Genomic DNA, 24,628 nt, shown 5'->3' with positions numbered 1-24,628 from the left:
CCCGCCGCTATCTGTGGCTGCTGTCGCGCACCCCGACGGTCAACGGTGTAGTGCGCGAAGAACTGCTGAGCAAGGCGCGTCAGCAGGGGTATGACACCACGCGGCTGATCTGGCGTGCGACGGATACGCAGATGGCCAAGACCTCCAACTGATCACGCACCCTTTGTAGGAGCCGGCTTGCTGGCGATGGAGTGTCAGTCGACTTCAATGTAGCTGACACACCATCGCCAGCAAGCCGGCTCCTACAGGGATTTGTATCAGCCTAAGAGGTCGCGTAGGACCTGGGTGAACGCGCGGTTACTTTCTTCTTCCCCGGCATGTCGCCCATCGCGCACAACCCATTGGCCATTGACCAGCACATCGCGCACCTGGCGATCGCCGCCGGCAAACAACCAACGATTGAGAATCCCGTCGCCACTGGCGGTCGCCAGGTACGGATCGTTGCCGTCCAGCACCAGCCAATCTGCCCGTTTGCCAACTTCCAGTGCACCGATCGGCTGCCCCATCGCCTGCGCGCCGCCGTCGAGTGCCGCGTCGTACAGCGTACGGCCGACCATCGGCTGATCCGCACCATACAACCGGTTGCGCCGCTGATCACGTAGGCGCTGGCCGTATTCCAGCCAGCGCAATTCTTCCACCACGCTCAGCGACACATGGCTGTCAGAACCGATGCCCATGCGCCCACCTTGAGCGAGGAAGTCCACCGCCGGGAAAATCCCGTCGCCGAGGTTGGCTTCGGTGGTCAGGCACAAACCGGCAATGGCGCGACTCTTGGCCATCAGCGTCACTTCTTCCGGGTTGGCGTGGGTCGCGTGGACCAGGCACCAGCGTTGGTCGACTTCGGTGTTTTCGTACAGCCATTGCAGCGGACGGCGACCGCTCCAGCTCAGGCAGTCGTCGACTTCCTTCTGCTGCTCGGCGATGTGAATGTGCACCGGGCACTGCTTGTCGCTGGCCGCCAGCACTTCGCTGATCTGCTGCGGTGTTACCGCACGCAACGAGTGGAAGCACAGACCCAGCGATTGCGCCGGTTGCTGCGCCAGGATCGGCTGCAAGCGCGACTGGAGCTTGAGGTAGTTTTCAGTGCTGTTGATAAAGCGACGCTGACCGTCGTTAGGCGTCTGGCCGCCGAAACCGGAATGGCTGTAGAGCACCGGCAGCAGGGTCAAACCGATGCCGGCGGAGCTGGCCGCCTGGCTGATGCGTAGCGCCAGTTCGGCTGGATCTGCATAGGGTTGGCCGCTTGTGTCGTGGTGCACGTAATGAAATTCCGCCACCGAGGTGTAACCGGCCTTGAGCATTTCGATGTACAGCTGCCGGGCGATCACGCCGAGTTGGTCGGGGCTGATTTTTCCGACGAGACGGTACATCAAATCGCGCCAGGTCCAGAAACTGTCGTTCGGATTACCGGCTACTTCCGCCAGCCCGGCCATCGCTCGCTGGAACGCGTGGGAGTGCAGATTCGGCATGCCTGGCAGCAGCGGACCGCTTAGCCGTTCGGCACCATCTGCGTGGGAATCGGCCTGGATATGGGTCAAAACGCCGTCGGCGCTGACCTCAAGACGTACATTGTTGGCCCATCCACTAGGCAGCAGCGCGCGTTCGGCAAAGAAGGCGGACATGGTTCAGCACCCCATCGTGTGTTATTTGTATATACATATACAGACGTTTGCCTGCCCGGTAAACTCCGGCAAGCTAGCAACCCTTACTAAACGACCAAGGATTAACCGTGCCGACTCCGCCACCAGTGTCACCGTTGGCCGCGAACATGGGCGACAGTCCGGCGCCCTTGTACGCCCGCGTCAAACAGATGATCACCCAGCAAATCGACAGTGGAAACTGGCCGCCGCACTACCGTGTTCCGTCGGAAAGCGAGTTGGTCAGCCAACTCGGTTTCAGCCGCATGACCATCAACCGCGCGTTGCGCGAGATGACTGCCGACGGTCTGTTGGTGCGTATGCAAGGCGTCGGCACGTTCGTCGCCGAACCGAAAAGCCAGTCCGCATTGTTCGAAGTGCACAACATCGCCGACGAAATCGCCTCCCGTGGCCATCGCCATACCTGCAAGGTCATTACCCTTGAAGAAGAGGCCGCCGGTTCCGAGCGCGCCCTGGCGCTGGACATGCGTGAAGGTCAAAAAGTCTTCCACTCGCTGATCGTGCATTTCGAAAACGATATTCCGGTGCAAATCGAAGACCGTTTCGTCAACGCGCTGGTCGCCCCGGACTATCTCAAGCAGGACTTCACCCTGCAAACGCCTTACGCCTATCTGAACCAGGTCGCGCCGCTGACCGAAGGCGAACATGTGGTCGAGGCGATTCTGGCCGAGGCCAGCGAGTGCAAGTTGCTGCAGATTGAGAAAGGCGAGCCGTGCCTGCTGATTCGTCGCCGCACCTGGTCTGGCCGTCAGCCAGTGACCGCCGCCCGTTTGATCCACCCTGGTTCCCGTCATCGTCTGGAAGGTCGGTTTCATAAATGAGTCAGATAAAGGTTTTACGTGCCGTTGATTACCCGCGCATGCCGTGGAAAAACGGCGGCGGCAGTACTGAAGAAATCACCCGCGATGCGGGTACTGGCCTGGATGGTTTCGGCTGGCGCCTGTCGATTGCCGATATTGGTGAGTCGGGTGGCTTCTCGACGTTCACTGGCTATGAGCGAGTGATCACCGTGCTGCAAGGCGACGGCATGACCTTGCGCGTCGACGGCCAGGACACGCATCCGTTGTTACCGCTGGAACCGTTTGCGTTCAGTGGCGAGAGCCAGGTGTCGTGCACTCTACTTGGCGGGCCGATTCGCGATTTCAACCTGATCTATGCGCCGCAGCGTTACAGCGCGCGGTTGCAGTGGCTGGATGGCGAGCAACGGTTTTTCAGTTCGGCGGGCACGGTGTTGGTGTTCAGTGTCGGCGAGGCGCTGGCAGTGCATGTCGGTAACAACACCCAGCAATTGGGTCGCCATGACTGCCTGCAACTCGACGGTAATAACGGCCTGCTGGAAGTCTCCAGTGTCGGCCCGTGCTGTGTCGTCGAGCTGACTGCTCGCTGATCCCGCTTTTGTAGGAGCCCGGCTTGCCGGCGATGGCATTCGTGAGGACGCTATCGCCGGCAAGCCGGCCCCCTACAAAAAGCAATTCCTCTGTTCCCCATTGCGCACCACTTTGTTACCGAACGCCCCAGCGTGGCGCAAAACCACGCTCAAGTAACAACAGTCCTCCCCTCCGCAAAATCCTCCCGAAAAATTTCATCTTCTCCAAAACCCTTGATCCAGGGGGCTTCCAGCCTTCCAAAAACTTTTCTTGAACAACCATCCAACAAGTTGGCCGCTTGATTGCATATGCTTGTATGTACAAGTAAAGACGTATGCGTATGAGTCGATCGAGACTCTCCGCAGCGTCCACTGATTCGCTTGTGTCGCTTTGACGCGCACAGGCTGGCTTGCCCACCGCCAGGGTTGGTTTGAATTGATCGCTGAGGAGTCTTTTTCGTGACTGACAATACCCAGAAACCTACTAAGTTTCGTGACGTTGAAATCCGTGCCGCCCGCGGTAACAAGCTGACCGCCAAGAGCTGGCTGACCGAAGCGCCGCTGCGCATGCTGATGAACAACCTCGACCCGGAAGTCGCCGAGAACCCTAAAGAGCTGGTGGTTTACGGTGGTATCGGTCGTGCGGCGCGTAACTGGGAATGCTACGACAAGATTGTCGAAAGCCTGACCAACCTGAACGAAGACGAGACCCTGCTGGTGCAATCCGGCAAGCCGGTCGGCGTGTTCAAGACCCACGCCAACGCCCCGCGCGTACTGATCGCCAACTCCAACCTGGTGCCACACTGGGCGAGCTGGGAACACTTCAACGAACTCGACGCCAAAGGTCTGGCCATGTACGGCCAGATGACCGCCGGCAGCTGGATCTACATCGGTAGCCAGGGCATCGTTCAAGGCACCTACGAAACCTTCGTCGAAGCCGGTCGCCAACACTACAACGATGACCTCAAAGGTCGTTGGGTCCTGACCGCAGGCCTGGGCGGCATGGGCGGCGCTCAACCTCTGGCTGCAACTTTGGCCGGCGCTTGCTCGCTGAACATCGAATGCCAACAGGTCAGCATCGACTTCCGTTTGAACAGCCGCTACGTCGACGAGCAAGCCAAAGACCTCGACGACGCTCTGGCTCGCATCGAGAAATACACCAAGGAAGGCAAAGCGATTTCCATCGCCCTGCTGGGTAACGCCGCTGAAATCCTGCCGGAACTGGTACGCCGCGGTGTGCGCCCGGACATGGTCACCGACCAGACCAGCGCCCACGACCCGCTCAACGGTTACCTGCCGGCCGGCTGGACCTGGGAAGAGTACCGCGCTCGTGCCAAGACCGAGCCTGCTGCCGTGGTGAAAGCCGCCAAGCAATCGATGGCCGTACACGTTAAAGCGATGCTGGATTTCCAGAAAATGGGCATCCCGACTTTCGACTACGGCAACAACATCCGTCAGATGGCCCAGGAAGAAGGCGTGGAAAACGCATTCGACTTCCCAGGCTTTGTACCGGCTTACATCCGTCCGCTGTTCTGCCGTGGCATCGGCCCGTTCCGTTGGGCTGCACTGTCGGGCAACGCCGAAGACATCTACAAAACCGACGCCAAGGTCAAAGAACTGATCCCGGACGACGCCCACCTGCACAACTGGCTGGACATGGCGCGCGAGCGCATCAGCTTCCAGGGTCTGCCGGCACGTATCTGCTGGGTTGGCCTGGGTCTGCGCGCCAAGCTTGGTCTGGCATTCAACGAAATGGTACGCAGCGGTGAATTGTCCGCGCCAATCGTGATCGGCCGCGACCACCTGGACTCCGGTTCGGTGTCGAGTCCGAACCGCGAAACCGAATCGATGCAAGACGGTTCCGATGCCGTGTCCGACTGGCCACTGCTCAACGCCCTGCTCAACACCGCGAGCGGTGCGACCTGGGTTTCCCTGCACCACGGCGGCGGCGTCGGCATGGGCTTCTCCCAGCATTCCGGCATGGTGATTGTCTGCGACGGTACTGACGAAGCGGCCGAGCGTATTGCCCGCGTTCTGCACAACGACCCGGCCACAGGCGTTATGCGTCACGCCGATGCGGGTTACCAGATCGCGATCGACTGCGCCAAGGAACAAGGGCTGAACCTGCCGATGATTACCGGTAAATAACGCAACACCTTTGTAGGAGCCAGCTTGCTGGCGATGGCGATTTACCTGACACATCAGGGTGCCTGAATCGCCGGCAAGCCGGCTCCTACAAAGATTTTTACCAACCCGGAAGAACAATCCACAGAGGTTGAATCATGGCGGTTAACAACGATCGTGCAGGCAGCAAACCGTTGATCGAGAAACGTTCGATCGACTACATCCCGGAAGCGGAAAGACACGGTCGTCTGTTCAGCCAGTTCACGCTGTGGATGGGTGCCAACCTGCAAATCACCGCGATTGTCACCGGGGCCCTGGCCGTGGTGCTGGGCGGTGACGTGTTCTGGTCGTTGATCGGTCTGTTGATCGGTCAACTGCTCGGCGGCGGGGTGATGGCGCTGCACGCTGCGCAAGGGCCCAAGCTTGGCCTGCCGCAGATGATCTCCAGCCGTGTGCAGTTCGGCGTTTATGGCGCGGCGATCCCGATCGTGCTGGTGTGCCTGATGTACCTGGGTTTCACCGCAACGGGCACCGTGCTGTCCGGTCAGGCACTGGGCCAGTTGTTTGGCGTCAGTGACACCGTCGGTATCCTCATCTTCGCCAGTGTCATCGTGCTGGTCACGGTGCTGGGCTATCGGGTGATCCACTGGATTGGCCGTATTGCCAGCGCCATTGGTGTGATTGCCTTCGTTTACCTGTTCAGCCGTTTGATGAGCCAGACTGACGTTGGCGCACTCCTGCAAATCCGCCACTTCAGCTGGAGCAGCTTTCTGCTTGCGGTGTCGCTCGCGGCGTCCTGGCAGATCGCCTTCGGTCCTTACGTGGCTGACTATTCACGCTACTTGCCGAGCAAGACTTCCTCGGTGAAAACCTTTTTCGCCGCGGGTGCAGGTTCGGTCATTGGCGCGCAGGTGGCAATGATCCTCGGCGTGTTTGCCGCCGCCTCGGCCAATGGGCAATTCGCCGGTCACGAAGTGGCCTACATCGTAGGTCTGGGTGGTACCGGTGCCACCGCTGCGCTGCTGTACTTCAGCATCGCGTTTGGCAAGGTCACCATCTCCACGCTGAACTCCTACGGCAGCTTCATGTGCATCGCGACCATCATCAGCGGTTTCCGTGGTGACCTGAAAGTAACGCGCTTGCAGCGTCTGCTTTTTGTGCTGGTCATCGTGGGTGCGGCGACCCTGATGGCGTTGCTCGGCCAGCACTCGTTCCTCGGTGCGTTCAAGTCCTTCATCCTGTTCTTGCTGGCGTTCTTTACCCCATGGAGCGCGATCAACCTGGTGGACTACTACTGCATCACCCGCGAGCGCTATGACGTGCCGGCGCTGTCCGATCCGAACGGTCGTTACGGTCGTTGGAACGTTCTGGGTATCAGCGTCTATGTTTTCGGTGTGCTGGTGCAGCTGCCGTTCATCTCCAGCAAGTTCTATACAGGTCCGCTGGTGGCCGCTCTGGGTGATGTGGATATCTCCTGGATCATCGGCCTGGTGATTCCCGCCGCCCTGTATTACGTGTGTGCAAAAAAATGGCACGGCACAGTGCCCGATCAACTGATCCTGCCGGTCGAGCGGGACGTTATTACCGAACAAAAGCTGAATGTCGGTCGCGCTGCGGCGCAGGCCTGATTGGACGTGGACAGGGCTGGATGCCTCTTGACTGCCGTAAGCCAATTCATGATTAGGAGCGTCACAACAATGAAATCGAACAAGACCCTGCTGACCACATTGCTTTCCATGGGCCTGCTGGCCAGCGCCGGCGCCACTCAGGCAGCCGGTTGGTGCGAATCGGGCAAGCCGGTGAAATTCGCCGGCCTGAACTGGGAAAGCGCCATGCTCCTGACCGACGTGCTGCAAGTCGTGCTGGAGAAAGGCTACGACTGCAAGACCGACAGCCTGCCGGGCAACTCCATCACCATGGAAAACGCCCTGAGCAGCAACGACATTCAAGTGTTTGCCGAAGAGTGGGTCGGCCGCAGCGAAGTCTGGAACAAGGCCGAGAAGGCCGGCAAAGTCGTCGGTGTCGGCGCACCAGTCGTGGGCGCAGTCGAAGGCTGGTACGTGCCGCGCTACGTGATCGAAGGCGACGCCAAGCGCAAACTGGAAGCCAAGGCGCCGGACCTGAAAAACATTGCCGACCTGGGCAAGTATGCCGCCGTGTTCAAGGACGCCGAAGAACCCGCCAAGGGCCGTTTCTACAACTGCCCGGCGGGCTGGACCTGTGAGCTGGACAACAGCGAAATGCTGAAAAGCTACGGCCTGGAAAGCAGCTACACCAACTTCCGTCCGGGCACCGGCCCGGCACTGGATGCCGCAGTGCTGTCGAGCTACAAGCGTGGCGAGCCGATCCTGTTCTACTACTGGTCGCCAACGCCGCTGATGGGTCAGGTTGACCTGGTGAAACTCGAAGAGAAGCCGGGCGTGGACAAGCGCGTGACCATCAAGGTCGGCCTGTCCAAGACCTTCCACGAGCAAGCCCCGGAACTGGTGGCCGTGCTGGAAAAGGTCAACCTGCCGATCGACCTGCTGAACCAGAACCTCGGGCGTATGGCCAAAGAGCGGATCGAGTCGCCAAAACTGGCCAAGATCTTCTTGAAGGAACATCCTGAAGTCTGGCACGCATGGGTGAGCGAAGACGCAGCCAAAAAGATCGACGCGGCCTTGTAGGTTGAGCTTCTCCGACTGCCGTCAGCGGCAGTCGGATGCTTGATCGCAACCCCTTGATTGAGAGTCTCTTATGTTTCCCGAAAGCTTTACCTTTTCCATCGCCGACTGGGTCAACGGTTGGGTCGATTCGCTGGTCACCAACTACGGCGATGTGTTCCGCAGCATCTCCGACACCCTGTTGTGGGCCATCGTCAATCTTGAAGGGCTGCTGCGTGCGGCGCCCTGGTGGCTGATGCTGGCAATCGTGGCGGGCGTTGCCTGGCACGCGACCCGCAAGGTCGTGACCACCTCCGTGATCGTCGGTTTGCTGTTCCTGGTGGGCGCGGTCGGCCTCTGGGACAAGCTGATGCAGACCCTCGCGCTGATGATGGTCGCGACGGTCATTTCGGTGCTGATCGGCATTCCGCTGGGCATTCTCTCGGCACGCAGCAATCGCCTGCGTTCGGTGCTGATGCCGTTGCTGGACATCATGCAGACCATGCCGAGCTTCGTGTACCTGATCCCGGTGCTGATGCTGTTCGGCCTGGGCAAGGTCCCGGCGATTTTCGCCACCGTGATCTACGCCGCGCCGCCGCTGATCCGCCTGACTGATCTGGGCATCCGCCAGGTCGACGGTGAAGTGATGGAAGCGATCAACGCCTTCGGTGCCAACCGCTGGCAGCAACTGTTTGGCGTGCAATTGCCGCTGGCCCTGCCGAGCATCATGGCCGGGATCAACCAGACCACCATGATGGCCCTGTCGATGGTGGTAATTGCCTCGATGATCGGTGCCCGTGGCCTGGGTGAAGATGTGTTGGTGGGGATTCAGACCCTCAACGTCGGACGCGGCCTTGAAGCCGGTCTGGCGATCGTGATTCTGGCAGTGGTGATCGACCGCATTACACAGGCGTACGGTCGTGCACGGCATGAGGTGAGCAAATGAACAACGCAGCCATCAGCAAGATCGAAGTCAAAAACGTCTTCAAGATTTTCGGTAACCGTTCCAAGGAAGCGCTGGGCATGATCGGCCAGGGCAAAACCAAGGATCAGGTGCTGGCCGAAACCGGCTGCGTGGTCGGTGTGAACGACCTGTCGTTGAGCATCGGCAGCGGCGAGATCTTCGTGATCATGGGCCTGTCCGGTTCCGGCAAATCGACCCTGGTGCGCCACTTCAATCGCCTGATCGACCCGACCAGCGGCGCGATCCTGGTGGATGGCGTGGACATCCTGCAATACGACATGGAAGCCCTGCGCGAATTTCGTCGTCGCAAGATCAGCATGGTGTTCCAGAGCTTCGGCCTGTTGCCGCACAAGACCGTGGTGGACAACGTCGCCTACGGCCTGAAAGTGCGCGGCGAGAGCAAGCAGATGTGCACCGAACGCGCGCTGCACTGGATCAACACCGTGGGCCTCAAGGGCTACGAAAACAAATACCCGCATCAGCTCTCGGGCGGCATGCGTCAGCGTGTGGGCCTGGCGCGTGCGTTGGCGGCGGACACCGACATCATCCTGATGGACGAAGCCTTCAGTGCGCTCGATCCGCTGATTCGCGCCGAGATGCAGGACCAGTTGCTGGAGCTGCAAAAGACCCTGCACAAGACCATCGTCTTCATTACCCACGACCTCGACGAGGCCGTGCGCATCGGCAACCGCATCGCGATCCTCAAGGATGGCCGCCTGATTCAGGTCGGCACCCCGCGAGAGATCCTGCATTCGCCGGCGGATGAGTATGTCGACCGGTTCGTACAGCGGCGGGCGGCGGTGGTTTAAAGGTTTGCGGCGTTTGTGCCGGCCCCATCGCGAGCAGGCTCGCTCCCACACCTGTAGGAGCGAGGCTTGCCCGCGAAGGCGCCGGTGAAGCTGCATCAATATTCAGGTTGTACGGTTGAGGTTAATGATGTCCCAGGCTGAAAAAATCGTTATCGCCGATGCCCCGTTGCGTTGGCAGGATGTGGTCGCGGTAGCCCGTCACGGCGCACAACTCGAGCTGTCGGCCCAGACCTGGGCACGCATCGACAATGCCCAGGCGATCGTCCAGCGCATCGTCACCAGCGGCGAACGCGCCTATGGCGTCAACACCGGTCTGGGCGCGCTTTGCAACGTTTCGCTCAAAGACGAACAGCTCAGCCAACTGTCGCGCAACACCTTGCTCAGCCATGCCTGTGGCGTCGGCGTACCACTGGCCGACGAGCAGACCCGTGCGATCATGTGCGCAGCGATCCGCAACTACTCCCAGGGCAAATCCGGCATTCATCGGCAAGTGGTCGAAGCCTTGCTGGCGCTGCTCAATCGGGGCATCACCCCGCAAGTGCCGTCCCAGGGTTCGGTCGGTTACCTGACCCACATGGCACACATCGGCATCGCACTGCTGGGTGTCGGCAATGTCAGCTATCGCGGGCAGATTGTTTCCGCTCAACAGGCGCTGGCTGAAGAAGGCCTGCAACCGGTTCAACTCGGTGCCAAGGACGGTTTGTGCCTGGTCAACGGTACTCCGTGCATGAGCGGCCTCAGCTGCCTGGCGATTGCCGATGCGACGCGCCTGCTGCAGTGGGCCGACGTGATCAGTGCCATGAGCTTCGAAGCCCAGCGTGGCCAGATCGCTGCGTTCGACGCCGAGATCATCGCGCTCAAACCGCATCCGGGCATGCAACAGGTCGGGATCAACCTGCGGGCGCTGCTCGATGGCAGCGAAGTGATTGCCAGCAGCAAAGGCATTCGTACGCAGGATGCGCTGAGCATCCGGTCGATCCCGCAAGTCCACGGCGCCGCTCGCGATCAGCTTGATCACGCGATCAAGCAAGTCGAAACAGAACTCAACGGCTGCACGGATAACCCGTTACTGCTGGGTACCCCGGACAACTTCCGTGTCATGTCCCAAGCAAACCCGCATGGCCAGTCGGTCGCGTTGGCGGCGGATTTGCTGGCCATCGCCATGGCCGAAATCGGCTCCATCGCCGAACGACGTCTGGACCGTTTGATCAACCCGCACGTCAGCGGTCTGCCGGCGTTCCTGGTGGCCAATCCGGGGGTGAACTCCGGGATGATGATCGTGCAATACGTCGCCGCTTCGCTGTGTGCGGAAAACCGCCAGTTGGCGCAACCGGCGGTGCTCGACAACTACGTCACTTCCGGCTTGCAGGAAGACCACCTGAGCATGGGCACCAACGCCGCGCTGAAGCTGCATCGCGCACTGGAAAACTGCACGCAGATCCTCGCCATCGAGTACCTGCTGGCGGCCCAGGCTTTTGAGTTCCTCAAAGAGCAACGCTTCGGCGCCGGCACCGATGCGGCGTGGCGTCTGCTGCGTGAGCGTGTTCCGGCCTACGACCAGGATCGCTGGCTGGCGCCGGACATCGCCGCCGCTGCCGGCGTATTGAAAGACTCGAATTTGCTGCACAAGGCTTTACCGAATCTGAACTGATTTCCACACAACACCAACGTGCCAAGGCGCGGCTCCCAAAAAGCGAGTCGCGACGGACAACGGATATCTCCGGAGCGTCTGGTGAGTCTTCTTCGTTTATGAAGAATAAAAACTCTCAAAAGGAGCACAAAATGACTGCACTAAACCTGATCCCCGGCCAACTGAGCCTTGCCCAACTGCGTGATGTCTATCAGCAACCGGTCAAAATCACCCTCGATAACAGCGCTGCTGCCCAGATCGAAGCCAGCGTTGCCTGCGTGGAACAGATCCTCGCCGAGAACCGCACCGCTTACGGCATCAACACCGGTTTCGGCCTGCTGGCCTCGACCCGCATCGCCAGCGAAGACCTGGAAAACCTGCAGCGCTCGCTGGTGCTGTCCCACGCTGCCGGCGTCGGCGAGCCGATCAGCGACGCGTTGGTGCGTCTGGTCATGGTGCTCAAGGTCAACAGCCTGAGCCGTGGTTTCTCCGGTATTCGTCGCGTGGTCATCGACGCGCTGATCGCCCTGATCAACGCCGAGGTTTACCCGCACATTCCATTGAAAGGTTCGGTCGGTGCCTCCGGCGACCTGGCGCCATTGGCCCACATGTCGCTGGTGCTGCTGGGTGAAGGCAAGGCTCGTTACAAAGGCGAGTGGATGGAAGCGACCGAAGCGCTGAAAGTCGCCGGTCTGACCCCGCTGACCCTGGCCGCGAAAGAAGGCCTGGCGCTGCTCAACGGTACTCAGGTGTCCACCGCTTACGCGCTGCGTGGCCTGTTTGAAGGTGAAGATCTGTTCGCGGGCGCCCTGGCGCTGGGCGGCCTGACCGTCGAAGCGGTGCTGGGTTCGCGCTCGCCGTTCGACGCCCGCATCCACGCTGCCCGTGGCCAGAAAGGCCAGATCGACGCCGCTGCCGCTTACCGCGACCTGCTGGGCGAGCGCAGTGAAGTGTCCGATTCGCACGAGAACTGCGAAAAGGTCCAGGACCCGTACTCCCTGCGCTGCCAGCCGCAAGTCATGGGCGCCTGCCTGACCCAGTTCCGTCAGGCTGCCGAAGTGCTCGCCGTCGAAGCCAACGCCGTTTCGGATAACCCGTTGGTGTTCGCTGCTGAAGGTGACGTGATCTCTGGCGGTAACTTCCACGCCGAACCTGTCGCGATGGCCGCCGACAACATGGCCCTGGCCATCGCTGAAATCGGCTCGCTGAGCGAACGCCGCATCTCGCTGATGATGGACAAGCACATGTCGCAACTGCCGCCGTTCCTGGTGGCCAATGGCGGCGTGAACTCCGGCTTCATGATCGCCCAGGTGACCGCTGCGGCACTCGCCAGCGAGAACAAGGCGTTGTCCCATCCGCATTCGGTGGACAGCCTGCCGACCTCCGCCAACCAGGAAGACCACGTGTCGATGGCTCCGGCTGCCGGCAAGCGTCTGTGGGAAATGGCCGAGAACACCCGCGGCGTTCTGGCGGTGGAATGGTTGGCCGCGGCTCAAGGCCTTGACCTGCGTGAAGGTCTGAAGACCTCGCCAAAACTGGAAAAGGTTCGGGCGATTCTGCGTAAAGAAGTGCCGTTCTATGAGAAGGACCGCTTCTTTGCGCCGGATATCAATGCGGCTAGCGAGTTGTTGGCGACGCGTTGCCTGAATGAACTGGTGACGGCTAAGTTGCTGCCTAGCCTGTAAGGGCGCCATCGCTGGCAAGCCAGCTCCTACAAGGATCGTGTTGACCCTGTAGGAGCCAGCTTGCTGGCGATACGATTTTGAACATTGTGGAGATTACGGGATGAAAACTCTCTGGCAACACTGCCACGTCGCAACCATGGCGCAAGGCGTCTACTCGATCATCGAGGACGCGGCCATCGTGACGTCCGGTGCGCACATTGAGTGGATCGGCCCACGTGCTGAACTGCCGGCGGGTGAATACCCGGCCGTCAACGATTTGAACGGGGCCTGGGTTACGCCGGGCCTGATCGACTGCCACACCCACACGGTGTTTGGCGGTAACCGCAGCGGTGAATTCGAACAGCGTCTGCAAGGCGTCAGCTATGCGGAAATCGCCGCAGCCGGCGGCGGCATCGCCAGCACCGTGCGCGCCACGCGCGCCGCCAGTGAAGACGAGTTGTTCGCCAGCGCCGCCAAGCGGCTGAAGAGTTTGATGCGCGATGGCGTGACCAGCATCGAAATCAAATCCGGCTACGGCCTCGACCTGGCCAACGAACGCAAGATGCTGCGCGTGGCCCGCCGTCTCGGAGCCGAACTACCGATCAGTGTGCGCAGCACCTGCCTGGCGGCTCACGCCTTGCCGCCGGAATACAAGGATCGCGCCGACGACTACATCGATCACATCTGCGCCGAGATGCTCCCGGCCCTGGCCGCCGAAGGGCTGGTGGATGCGGTGGACGCGTTTTGCGAATACCTGGCGTTCTCGCCGGCACAGGTCGAGCGGGTGTTCGTCACTGCGCAAAAACTGGGCTTGCCGGTGAAGCTGCATGCCGAGCAACTGTCGTCGCTGCACGGTTCGAGCCTGGCGGCGCGTTATCACGCTCTGTCCGCCGATCACCTGGAATTCATGACCGAAGAAGACGCCATCGCCATGGCCGCGTCCGGCACGGTCGCCGTGTTGTTGCCCGGCGCGTTCTACTTCCTGCGCGAAACCCAATTGCCGCCAATGGAGGCGTTGCGCAAACACGGGGTGAAAATCGCCATCGCCAGCGACCTCAACCCCGGCACGTCACCGGCGCTGTCGCTGCGCTTGATGCTGAACATGGCTTGCACCTGTTTCCGCATGACCCCGGAAGAAGCCCTGGCCGGTGCGACGATTCATGCCGCCACCGCGCTGGGCATGGCCGACACCCATGGTTCGCTGGAAGCCGGCAAGGTCGCTGACTTCGTCGCCTGGCAAATCGATCGTCCCGCCGACCTGTCGTACTGGCTGGGCGGTGACCTGGAAAAACGCGTCGTGCGTCACGGCGTCGAAACAAGCGTTTAGGAGAGCAGTTGTGGATAAGGTTCTGAACTTCAAACAAGGCCGCGTGCCGCTGCTGATCAGCATGCCCCACGCCGGCGTGCGCCTGACCCCGGCGGTTGAAGCCGGGTTGATCCCCGACGCGAAAAGCTTGCCGGACACCGACTGGCACATCCCGAAACTCTACGAATTCGCTGCCGAACTGGGCGCCAGCACTCTGGCTGCCGAGTACTCGCGCTTCGTCATCGACCTGAACCGACCGTCCGACGACAAACCGTTGTACGTCGGCGCCACGACCGGTCTGTACCCGGCGACGCTGTTTGACGGCATTCCGTTGTTCCGTGAAGGCATGGAGCCGTCGGCCGCTGAGCGTGCGACGTATCTGGAGCAGGTCTGGACGCCGTATCACAGCACGTTGCAGAACGAGCTGGCTCGTATGAAAGCCGAATTCGGCTATGCATTGCTGTTTGATGCGCACTCGATCCGCTCGATCATCCCGCACCTGTTCGACGGCAAGCTGCCGGACTTCAACCTCGGCACGTTCAACGGCGCCAGTTGCGATCCACAGTTGGCGACTCAACTGGAAGCGATCTGCGCCAGGCACACCGATTACAGCCATGTGCTGAACGGGCGCTTCAAGGGCGGCCACATCACCCGGCACTATGGCAATCCGGCGCAAAACATCCACGCCGTGCAACTGGAGTTGGGCCAGTGCACGTACATGGAAGAGTTCGAGCCGTTCCGTTATCGCCCGGACCTGGCAGAGCCGACGCAAGTGGTGCTCAAGGAGTTGCTGCAAGGGCTGCTGACCTGGGGCCAAAAGCACTACAGCCCCTGAAGCCTGGCGCAAAACCCTGTAGGAGCGAGCTTGCTCGCGATGGACGTTAACGATAACGCGTGCTGCCTGAATAAACGCGTTGCCCATAGGTTTTTCGCGAGCAAGCTCGCTCCTACACGGGGTGGTGTTCATTCGAAAGTGCTGCCTCACAGTCGCCACTGTGCAAATCTCGGTCGCTACAGTTCGCTTTTGGTCTCTCACTGCTGCGTAATGTTCTGGACACGGTGCATCAAGACACCGGACCCATAATAATTCTGCCGCACGAGATCATTCCCAATGAAAAGACTGTTGACCTGCTGTCTCTCAATCCTCTGCGGTACCGCTCTCCTGAGCACCCCTGTTCTGGCCAGTGACGACGCTTCCTGCAAAGCCGTGCGAATGGGCGTGGTCAACTGGACCGACGTCATCGCCACCAGCGGCATGGCCGACGTGCTGCTCAACGGCCTTGGCTACGAAAGCAAGCAAACCAGCGCCGTGCAGCAAATCATCTTCGCCGGCATCCGCGACAAGCGCCTGGACATCTTCCTCGGTTACTGGAAACCGGCGATGGACAAGAACATCGCGCCGTTCCTGGCCGCCAATCAAGTGAAGGTCCTGGAAAAACCGAGCCTGGCCGACGCCCAGGCAACCCTCGCCGTGCCGGAATACGTGGCCGAGGCCGGGCTGAAAACCTTCGCCGATATCGCCAGGTTCAAGGACCAGCTCGGCGGCAAAATCTACGGCATCGAGCCGGGCAGTGGCGCCAACACCACGATCAAAACCATGATCGAGTCCAATCAGTTCGGCCTGAAGGATTTCAAACTGATCGAGTCCGGTGAGGCCGGCATGCTTGCCGCTGTGCAACGGGCGGTGAATCGCAAGGAGTTCGTGGTGTTCGTCGGCTGGACTCCGCACCCGATGAACATCAACATGAAAATCGCTTACCTGACCGGCAGCGAAGATGTTTACGGGCCGAACGAAGGCGCGGCGACGGTCTCCACCGTGACGTCTCCGGACTACGCCGAGCGTTGCCCGAACGTGAACCGCTTGCTGGAGAACCTGACCTTCACCGCCGCTCAGGAAAGTCAGCTGATGGTGCCGATCATGGAGCGCAAGACGCCGCAGGACGTGGCCAGGCAGTGGCTGCGTGATCATCCGCAAGACCTGCAGCGCTGGTTGGCCGGTGTCAGCAGTTTTGATGGCAAGGATGGCGTTGCAACCGTACAAGCCAGCCTGAAAAACTGACCGTAACGCAAAACCCCTGTAGGAGTGAGACCGGCTTGCCGGCGATGGCGGAGTGTCAGTCAGCATTGTTGTTGGCTGACCCACCGCCATCGCGAGCAGGCTCGCTCCCACAGGGTTATCCCACTCTCCACAAAACCGTGGCGGCAGGTCCATGGAAACTTATCCCCTTTCCAACGAAATGACGGCATTCGTCGAGAAAACCGTCAGCTTCAACGCCACCGACACCAGCCTCGCCGGACTGCGCCAGGCCTACAGCGAGATGTGCCGGGCGTTCACCCCGCCGCGTCCCGCCGGGCTGTATGTCGTGGATTTTGTATTGGCCGGTGTACCGATTCGGTCCTATCAGCCCGCAGCTTTGCCATCGACCGACGGTAGCCCGTGCATTGTGTATCTGCACGGCGGCGGTTGGGTGGTGGGGGATCTGGATTCCCACGACTTCATCTGCGCCGAGCTGGCGTCTACGCTCGGCGTGTTGGTGATCGCGGTCGATTATCGTCTGGCGCCGGAGCATCCGTTTCCAGCGGCGTTCGATGACTGCCTGAAAGTCTGGCGAGCGCTGCGCACCGGGCCGTTTCAGCTGGACCCCGCACGTACGCTGGTGGCCGGCGACAGCGCCGGTGGCAATCTCGCCGCCGCGCTGTGCCTGGCACTGCGCGATGCGGGTGAACCACTGCCGGCGGCGCAAGTGCTGATCTATCCCGGCCTCGGTGGCGATCACCGTTTGCCCTCACGCAGTGAATGCAGCGACGCTCCTCTGCTCAGCAGCAGTGACGTGGATTGTTATCACGCCTTGTATTTGCGCGGCACTCAAACGCCTGGCACCTATGCCATGCCGTTGCTCGCCGGGGATTTGCGCGGATTGCCGCCGGCATTGATCGCGGTGGCGCAGTTCGACCCGCTGCGCGATGACGGCGTGCTGTACGCCGAGCGCCTGAACGCTGCGGGCGTGGCCGCGACGCTTTATTACGGGGAAGGGCTGGTTCATGGCTGTCTGCGGGCGCGGGGTCAGGTCGCGGAGGTCGATGCGCTCTACGAAACACTGCTCGGCTATTTGGCAAAAAAACGGGTGGCAAAACTCTGACTCTGCATGGGCATGCTCATTGACGTAAATCGGGTTTATGATGCCCAACGGCAGAATAATAGAAGTCCCCCCAGGGATGACCTCGACCCCTTACGGAGCGCGCAATGCAGACTTTGTACCCGCAGATCAAACCCCACGCCCGGCACGATCTGGCTGTCGATGAAACCCACACCCTGTATGTAGACGAAAGCGGTTCACCGGAAGGTTTGCCGGTGGTGTTCATCCACGGCGGCCCCGGTGCCGGGTGTGATGCACAGAGTCGCTGCTTTTTTGATCCGAACCTGTATCGCATTGTCACCTTCGACCAGCGCGGTTGTGGTCGCTCCACGCCCCACGCCAGCCTGGAAAACAACACCACCTGGGATCTGGTCGCCGACCTTGAGCGGATTCGCCAGCATCTGGGCATCGATAAATGGGTGCTGTTCGGCGGCTCGTGGGGCTCGACCTTGGCGCTGGCCTACGCGCAAACCCATCCGGAGCGTGTGCACGGTCTGATCCTGCGCGGGATTTTTCTCTGCCGTCCGCAGGAAATCGAGTGGTTCTATCAGGCGGGCGCCAGTCGTCTGTTCCCTGATTACTGGCAAGACTACATTGCGCCGATCCCGCTGGATGAGCGCGAAGACTTGCTCGGCGCTTTCCACAAGCGCCTGACCGGCAACGATCAGATCGCCCAGATGCATGCGGCCAAAGCCTGGTCCACCTGGGAAGGGCGGACCGCGACCTTGCGTCCGAACCCGTTGGTGGTCGATCGTTTCTCCGAGCCGCAACGGGCGTTGTCCATCGCGCGCATCGAATGTCACTACTTCACCAACAATGCGTTCCTTGAGCCGAATCAGTTGATCCGCGACATGGGCAAGATCGCCCATCTGCCGGGCGTGATCGTTCACGGTCGCTACGACGTGATTTGCCCGCTGGATAACGCCTGGGAATTGCATCAGAACTGGCCGAACAGTGAACTGCAGGTCATCCGTGATGCCGGGCATGCCGCCTCCGAACCCGGCATTACCGATGCCTTGGTGCGCGCCGCCGATCAGATGGCCCGGCGCCTGCTTGACCTGTCCCCAGCAGAAGCATGAAGGGCCTGTTGCAGCGCGTGCGTGGCGCGCGCGTCGAGGTAGCGGGGGAGGTGGTCGGTGCCGTCGATCAGGGTTTGCTGGTACTGGTGGCGGTCGAGCCCGAGGACACTCGGGCCAGCGCCGACAAACTTCTGCATAAGCTGCTTAACTATCGTGTGTTCAGTGACGCCGAGGGCAAGATGAATCTGTCCCTGGCGGATGTCGGGGGCGGGTTGCTGCTGGTCTCTCAGTTCACCCTGGCCGCCGACACCAAAAACGGGTTGCGCCCGAGTTTTTCAACCGCTGCCCCTCCGGCGCTGGGCGAGGAGCTTTTCGACTATCTATTAGAGAAAGCGAAACAGGTGCATGGCACAGTGGCATCAGGTAGATTCGGCGCGGATATGCAGGTGCACCTGGTCAATGATGGCCCGGTAACCTTCCTGTTACAGACCTGAAAGCGCTTGAAACAAGTTTTTAAGCGCTTTTTCACTGAAAACAGGGGTTTTTCGCGAGAAATACTTTGTTGCGCCTGATGCGTTGTAACGCGGCCTACTAGATAATCGCGCGCTACGGGGATCAGCGTTCGTTGGTCCGTTTTGACTTAGGTAGAGACTTGTCCTGGGCCTGTTGGGGAATCATTTAGCCCCATAGGAGTCGGAACAATGCTCGCCAACTTGGCAAGAGTGGTTTGTAGGGACGGGTTTTTCATCCCGTTTACCTCACAGGCCCTTTAACTGGCCGTTGGTTTTTTGATCTGTTTTCGGCGAGGGTTGCTCGTGATTGTTAGTCCCTGTAATGCACCAAGATTGTCAGCCAAACGGCTACGAAGCGCACTGGTAGCGGGCTCTGCACTGCTCTGCCTGTTCAGCGCCGGCCAGCTTTGGGCATTCAATCTGGATGATGTATCGGTCAAGGCAAAAGAGCTGGCCGGGCAGAAATTCGAAGCCCCGCGCAGTAACCTGCCGAACGAATTCCGTGAGATGAAATTCGCGGACTATCAGAAAATTCGTTTCCTGACCGAAAAAGCCGAATGGGCCGATCAGAAAACCCCGTTCAAGCTTTCGTTCTATCACCAGGGTATGCATTTCGATACTCCGGTGAAAATCAACGAAATCACGGCCAACACCGTCGAAGAGATCAAATACGACCCGTCTCGTTTCGATTTCGGCGACCTGAAATTCGATCCTAAAGCCACCGAACAACTGGGTTATGCCGGTTTCCGTGTGCTGTACCCGATCAACAAGGCCGACAAGCAAGACGAAATCATGACCATGCTCGGCGCGAGTTACTTCCGCGTTGTCGGCAAGGGTCACACGTATGGCTTGTCCGCTCGCGGCCTGGCAATCGATACCGCGTTGCCGTCCGGCGAAGAATTCCCGCGTTTCCGTGAGTTCTGGATTCAACAGCCGAAGCCGGGCGACAAGCACCTGGTGATCTTCGCGCTGCTGGATTCGCCACGCGCCACCGGTGCCTATCGCCTGACCCTGCGTCCGGGCAGCGACACCATTGTCGACGTCAAGGCGCAGATGTTCCTGCGTGACAAGGTCACCAAGCTTGGCGTTGCGCCGTTGACCAGCATGTTCCTGTTCGGCGCCAACCAGCCGTCGAAAGTGCTGAACTACCGCCGCGAACTGCACGATTCCAGCGGCCTGTCGATCCATGCCGGCAACGGCGAGTGGATCTGGCGTCCGCTGAACAACCCGAAACACCTGGCGGTGAGCAACTTCTCGATCGAGAACCCGCGCGGTTTCGGCTTGCTGCAACGTGGCCGTGACTTCAGCCACTACGAAGACCTCGACGACCGCTACGACAAGCGCCCAAGTGCCTGGATCGAGCCAAAAGGCGATTGGGGCAAGGGTTCTGTCGACCTGGTCGAAATTCCGACTGCCGATGAAACCAACGACAACATCGTTGCCTTCTGGAGCCCGGAAAAACTGCCTGAGCCAGGTCAGCCGCTGGAATTCGGCTACCGCCTGCACTGGACCATGGACGAAGCGGCGATTCACGCACCGGACAGCGCCTGGGTCAAACAGACCTTGCGCTCCACCGGCGACGTCAAACAGTCCAACCTGATTCGTCAGCCGGACGGCAGCGTTGCCTATCTGGTGGATTTCGAAGGCCCGTCCCTGGCAGCGTTGCCGGCCGATTCAGACGTTCGCAGCCAGGTCAGCGTGGGTGATAATGCCGAGCTGGTCGAGAACAGCGTGCGCTACAACCCTGAAACCAAGGGCTGGCGCCTGACCCTGCGCATGAAGATCAAGGATCCGGGCAAGTCCACCGAGATGCGTGCCGCACTGGTGCAGAACATCGTGCCTGCCGATCTGGCCAAGACTTCGATCCCATCGTCCACCTCTTCCGTTGCCAAGGCCGACAAAGTGGCCGCCAAGCAAGCGGAGAAAGCGGACAAGGACGCGAAGGCCGCCGAGGCCAAGCAGGCCGAAGCCAAGCCAGTTGCAGATGCCAAGGACAAGGCGAACAACAAAGACGCCAAGCAGCCTGTCGCTGCCGACGCGGCCCCAGCCACACCGGAATCGGCACCGACTGAAGAAGTCCTGACCGAGACCTGGAGCTATCAGTTGCCTGCCGATGAGTAATTCTCAAGTTCAGCCAGAAACTCTTGCCGAGTATCTGGCGCATCTGCCGATGACCGACGAGCAGCGCGCGGAACTCGCGGGCTGCAAGTCGTTCAGCGAACTTCACGAGCGTCTGTCGTCCTCGACGTTCGATGCACCGGTCGAGGCTGCTCAAGCCTCGGTCGGCCGTCGCTTGACCCTGAGCACCGCTGAAGAGCTGGAAGAAGCGGAAATGCTGGTGCTCGACGCCAGCGGTCGTGTTTGCCTCAAGGCAACCCCGCCGATCCGCAGGACCAAAGTCGTGCCGGAGCCGTGGCGCACCAACATTCTGGTGCGTGGCTGGCGGCGTCTGACCGGTCGCACCAACCCGCCGGCTCCGCCGAAAGACGAGAACGTGCTGCCGGCGGCCCGCTGGCGCACCGTGGGTTCGATCCGCCGTTACATCTTGCTGGTACTGATGCTCGGTCAAACCATCGTTGCCGGCTGGTACATGAAAGGCATCATGCCGTACCAGGGCTGGTCGTTCGTCGACCTCAACGAAGTCCTGCATCAGCCGCTCCTGCAAACCGTCACGCAAGTACTGCCGTACGCGCTGCAGACCACCATCCTGATCATGTTCGGGATTCTGTTCTGCTGGGTCTCGGCCGGTTTCTGGACCGCACTGATGGGCTTCCTCGAGTTGCTCACCGGTCACGATAAATACCGCATCTCCGGTAAAAGTGCCGGCAACGAGCCGATTCCCAAAGACGCGCGCACCGCACTGGTGATGCCGATCTGCAACGAAGACGTGCCACGGGTGTTTGCCGGTCTGCGCGCGACGTTCGAGTCGGTCGCTGCCACGGGTGACCTGGACCGCTTCGACTTCTTCGTCCTCAGCGACAGTAACGATGCCGACATCTGCGTTGCTGAACAGCAAGCCTGGCTGGACGTCTGCCGCGAAGCCAAGGGTTTCGGCAAGATCTTCTATCGCCGCCGTCGCCGTCGCGTAAAACGCAAAAGCGGCAACCTCGACGACTTCTGCCGTCGCTGGGGCGGCGACTACAAGTACATGGTCGTGCTCGACGCTGACTCCGTGATGAGCGGCGAATGCCTGACCAGTCTGGTGCGCCTGATGGAAGCCACGCCGGACGCCGGGATCATCCAGACCGCGCCGCGTGCGTCGGGCATGGACACTCTTTATGCGCGCATGCAGCAGTTTGCGACTCGCGTGTATGGTCCGCTGTTCACCGCCGGTCTGCACTTCTGGCAGTTGGGCGAATCGCACTATTGGGGCCACAACGCGATTATCCGCATGAAGCCGTTCATCGAGCACTGCGCCCTGGCGCCGTTGCCCGGTAAAGGCGCGTTCGCCGGCGCGATTCTGTCCCACGACTTCGTTGAAGCAGCGCTGATGCGCCGTGCCGGTTGGGGCGTGTGGATTGCCTACGACTTGCCGGGCAGCTACGAAGAGTTGCCGCCGAACCTGCTGGACGAACTCAAGCGTGACCGTCGCTGGTGCCACGGTAACCTGATGAACTTCCGCCTGTTCCTGGTCAAGGGCATGCACCCGGTTCACCGTGCGGTGTTCCTCACCGGCGTGATGTCTTACCTGTCGGCACCGTTGTGGTTCTTCTTCCTCGTGCTGTCGACGGCGCTGCTGGCGGTCAACACGCTGATGGAGCCGCAGTACTTCCTTGAACCGCGTCAGCTCTATCCGTTGTGGCCACAATGGCACCCGGACAAGGCCATCGCGCTGTTCTCGACCACCATCGTGCTGCTGTTCCTGCCGAAGCTGTTGAGCATCATCCTGATCTGGGCCAAGGGCGCGAAAGAGTTCGGTGGCAAGTTCAAGGTGACCCTGTCGATGCTGCTGGAGATGTTGTTCTCCATGTTGCTGGCGCCGGTGCGGATGATTTTCCACACCCGTTTCGTACTCGCCGCGTTCCTCGGCTGGGCCGCGACCTGGAACTCGCCGCAACGTGACGACGACTCCACGCCATGGAGCGAAGCGGTCAAGCGCCACGGTCCGCAAACCCTGCTGGGCTTCTTCTGGGCCCTGTTGGTGATCTGGCTGAACCCGAGCTTCCTCTGGTGGCTGGTGCCGATCGTCGGTTCGTTGATGCTGTCGATCCCGGTTTCCGTGATCTCCAGCCGTGTCGGCCTGGGCCTGAAGTCCCGTGACGAGAGCCTGTTCCTGATCCCTGAGGAATACAATCCGCCACAGGCGTTGCTGGCGACTGACCAGTACACCCATGAAAACCGTTGGCATGCGCTAAAAGACGGCTTCATCCGGTCGGTGGTCGATCCACAGCAGAACGCCCTGGCGTGCTCGCTGGCGACATCGCGCCACGGTCAGGCCGAGCCAATCGAGTGGCTGCGGATCGAGCGGGTTCGCCACGCATTGAAAGCCGGGCCTGACGGTCTGACCAACAATGAGCGTGTGCAACTGCTGAGCGATCCGGTGGCACTGGCTCGTTTGCATGAGCAGGTCTGGAGCGAAGGTCATCCCGAGTGGCTGGAAGCCTGGCGCAAATCGGTGAAATCCGATCCCCATGCGCCGTTGCTGCCGCTCAAGCCGCTGAGTGCGCAACCGCAGTTGGCATAATAAAGAACCCCGCGAAAGCGGGGTTTTTTTTGCCTCATCGTTCCCAAACACTTGTGCAAACGAGCGAGTACGTTAGCATCCGTCCCCGAATTGGTGCGCCCGGATAATTTTTGTCCGTATCGATGCGTTTCCTGAGGGGAGCCGCCGTTTGCGCGCCTCATAACGCACTGGTTTTGGGGACATGAAGATGAAGAAGTATCTCTCGATGCTGCTGGTCGGCGTCACGGCATTGGTTGCAGTCAGCGCGGCGCAGGCCGGTGCCATCGATGACGCGGTCAAGCGCGGCACGCTGAAAGTCGGCATGGACCCGACCTACATGCCGTTCGAAATGACCAACAAACGCGGCGAGATCATCGGCTTCGAAGTCGACATCCTCAAAGCCATGACCAAGGCCATGGGCGTCAAGCTGGAGCTGGTGTCCACCGGCTACGACGGCATTATCCCGGCCCTGCTCACCGACAAGTTCGACATGATCGGCAGCGGCATGACCCTGACCCAGGAACGCAACCTGCGCCTGAACTTCAGCGAACCGTTCATCGTGGTCGGCCAGACGCTGCTGATTCGCAAAGAGCTGGAAGGCACTATCAAGTCCTACAAAGACCTGAACACCGCTGACTACCGCATCACCTCCAAGCTCGGCACCACCGGCGAGATGGTCGCCAAGAAGCTGATCTCCAAAGCCAAGTACCACGGCTACGACAACGAGCAGGAAGCGGTGCTCGACGTGGTCAACGGCAAGGCCGACGCCTTTATCTATGACGCGCCTTACAACGTCGTGGCGGTGAACAAGGTCGGCAACGGCAAACTGGTGTTCCTCGACAAGCCGTTCACCTACGAGCCGCTGGCCTTTGGTCTGAAGAAGGGTGACTACGACAGCATCAACTTCATCAACAACTTCCTGCACCAGATCCACGAAGACGGCACCTACGATCGCATCCATGACAAGTGGTTCAAAGACACCGCTTGGTTGAAGGATATGGAATAAGGCCCGGTCAGACAGACCGCGTCGCCTCAATCGCAAGCAGGCTCACTCCTACAGGGGAATGCATTCCAATGTAGGAGTGAGACCGGCTTGCCGGCGATGAGGGCCTCCAAGGCAACACAGAATCCGGA

General features: G+C 60.4%; 20 protein-coding genes. 19 read left to right on the top strand and 1 reads right to left on the bottom strand.

Annotated features, from left to right (window positions below; all coding sequences use genetic code 11):
• A partial coding sequence (locus PMI32_RS25160; protein ID WP_008025271.1) for a lipocalin family protein occupies positions 1-152 on the top strand: 152 nt, incomplete at its 5' end.
• 105 nt (positions 153-257) lie between these two features.
• Here the strand turns inward: PMI32_RS25160 and PMI32_RS25165 are convergent.
• Entirely contained in the window at positions 258-1,622 is a 1,365-nt protein-coding gene (locus PMI32_RS25165) for a formimidoylglutamate deiminase (protein WP_008025270.1), read from the bottom strand.
• A 146-nt stretch (positions 1,623-1,768) separates the two neighbouring features.
• Here PMI32_RS25165 and hutC point away from each other — a divergent pair, with 146 nt between their 5' ends.
• The 18 genes from hutC (at position 1,769) to PMI32_RS25255 (ending at position 24,500) form a co-directional block, all read left to right on the top strand.
• Positions 1,769-2,479, top strand: coding sequence for a histidine utilization transcriptional repressor HutC (gene hutC / locus PMI32_RS25170; RefSeq protein ID WP_172435301.1), 711 nt, complete (start codon positions 1,769-1,771; stop codon positions 2,477-2,479).
• Positions 2,476-3,045, top strand: a complete 570-nt coding sequence (locus PMI32_RS25175) for a HutD/Ves family protein (protein ID WP_008025268.1) — start codon at positions 2,476-2,478, stop codon at positions 3,043-3,045. Before hutC ends, PMI32_RS25175 begins: the two co-directional genes overlap by 4 nt.
• A 438-nt stretch (positions 3,046-3,483) precedes the next feature.
• On the top strand, positions 3,484-5,172 hold the full coding sequence (gene hutU, locus PMI32_RS25180) for a urocanate hydratase (protein ID WP_008025267.1): 1,689 nt from the start codon (positions 3,484-3,486) through the stop codon (positions 5,170-5,172).
• A 134-nt stretch (positions 5,173-5,306) separates the two neighbouring features.
• The gene (locus tag PMI32_RS25185) at positions 5,307-6,776 is read left to right on the top strand and encodes a purine-cytosine permease family protein (RefSeq protein ID WP_008025266.1); all 1,470 of its coding nucleotides are present in this window, start codon (positions 5,307-5,309) and stop codon (positions 6,774-6,776) included.
• Positions 6,777-6,845: 69 nt separating this feature from the next.
• Complete coding sequence (locus tag PMI32_RS25190) at positions 6,846-7,814, top strand: ABC transporter substrate-binding protein (RefSeq protein WP_008025265.1); 969 nt, start codon at positions 6,846-6,848, stop codon at positions 7,812-7,814.
• A gap of 70 nt (positions 7,815-7,884) precedes the next feature.
• Positions 7,885-8,736: an ABC transporter permease gene (locus PMI32_RS25195; protein WP_008025264.1), complete on the top strand. Its 852-nt coding sequence runs from the start codon at positions 7,885-7,887 to the stop codon at positions 8,734-8,736.
• Positions 8,733-9,563, top strand: a complete 831-nt coding sequence (locus PMI32_RS25200; protein WP_008025263.1) for a quaternary amine ABC transporter ATP-binding protein — start codon at positions 8,733-8,735, stop codon at positions 9,561-9,563. The genes PMI32_RS25195 and PMI32_RS25200 overlap by 4 nt, the downstream gene beginning before the upstream one ends.
• A gap of 127 nt (positions 9,564-9,690) precedes the next feature.
• On the top strand, positions 9,691-11,214 hold the full coding sequence (gene hutH, locus PMI32_RS25205) for a histidine ammonia-lyase (RefSeq protein WP_008025262.1): 1,524 nt from the start codon (positions 9,691-9,693) through the stop codon (positions 11,212-11,214).
• A gap of 131 nt (positions 11,215-11,345) precedes the next feature.
• Positions 11,346-12,878: a histidine ammonia-lyase gene (hutH, locus tag PMI32_RS25210; protein ID WP_008025261.1), complete on the top strand. Its 1,533-nt coding sequence runs from the start codon at positions 11,346-11,348 to the stop codon at positions 12,876-12,878.
• 100 nt (positions 12,879-12,978) lie between these two features.
• A complete protein-coding gene (gene hutI / locus PMI32_RS25215) occupies positions 12,979-14,184 on the top strand; it encodes an imidazolonepropionase (protein WP_008025259.1) in 1,206 nt (401 codons plus the stop codon).
• Between the two features lie 10 nt (positions 14,185-14,194).
• On the top strand, positions 14,195-14,998 hold the full coding sequence (hutG, locus tag PMI32_RS25220) for an N-formylglutamate deformylase (protein WP_008025256.1): 804 nt from the start codon (positions 14,195-14,197) through the stop codon (positions 14,996-14,998).
• A 276-nt stretch (positions 14,999-15,274) separates the two neighbouring features.
• On the top strand, positions 15,275-16,222 hold the full coding sequence (locus tag PMI32_RS25225) for a choline ABC transporter substrate-binding protein (protein WP_008025254.1): 948 nt from the start codon (positions 15,275-15,277) through the stop codon (positions 16,220-16,222).
• 151 nt (positions 16,223-16,373) lie between these two features.
• Complete coding sequence (locus PMI32_RS25230) at positions 16,374-17,303, top strand: alpha/beta hydrolase (RefSeq protein ID WP_008025253.1); 930 nt, start codon at positions 16,374-16,376, stop codon at positions 17,301-17,303.
• A 104-nt stretch (positions 17,304-17,407) separates the two neighbouring features.
• On the top strand, positions 17,408-18,379 hold the full coding sequence (gene pip, locus PMI32_RS25235; protein ID WP_008025251.1) for a prolyl aminopeptidase: 972 nt from the start codon (positions 17,408-17,410) through the stop codon (positions 18,377-18,379).
• Positions 18,376-18,813: a D-aminoacyl-tRNA deacylase gene (gene dtd / locus PMI32_RS25240; protein ID WP_008025248.1), complete on the top strand. Its 438-nt coding sequence runs from the start codon at positions 18,376-18,378 to the stop codon at positions 18,811-18,813. The genes pip and dtd overlap by 4 nt, the downstream gene beginning before the upstream one ends.
• A gap of 321 nt (positions 18,814-19,134) precedes the next feature.
• Positions 19,135-20,952, top strand: coding sequence for a glucan biosynthesis protein G (locus tag PMI32_RS25245; protein ID WP_008025247.1), 1,818 nt, complete (start codon positions 19,135-19,137; stop codon positions 20,950-20,952).
• Entirely contained in the window at positions 20,945-23,515 is a 2,571-nt protein-coding gene (gene mdoH, locus PMI32_RS25250) for a glucans biosynthesis glucosyltransferase MdoH (RefSeq protein WP_032828586.1), read from the top strand. Before PMI32_RS25245 ends, mdoH begins: the two co-directional genes overlap by 8 nt.
• A 187-nt stretch (positions 23,516-23,702) precedes the next feature.
• Positions 23,703-24,500 (top strand): transporter substrate-binding domain-containing protein, encoded by a 798-nt coding sequence (locus PMI32_RS25255; protein ID WP_008025244.1) that lies wholly within the window; start codon positions 23,703-23,705, stop codon positions 24,498-24,500.
• Positions 24,501-24,628: the final 128 nt, after the last annotated feature.

It is taken from the genome of Pseudomonas sp. GM60 (genome assembly GCF_000282415.1).
Lineage (GTDB): Bacteria > Pseudomonadota > Gammaproteobacteria > Pseudomonadales > Pseudomonadaceae > Aquipseudomonas > Aquipseudomonas migulae.
The sequence above is the reverse complement of the archived record's forward strand: the minus strand, read 5'-3'. Positions and strand labels throughout refer to the sequence as shown.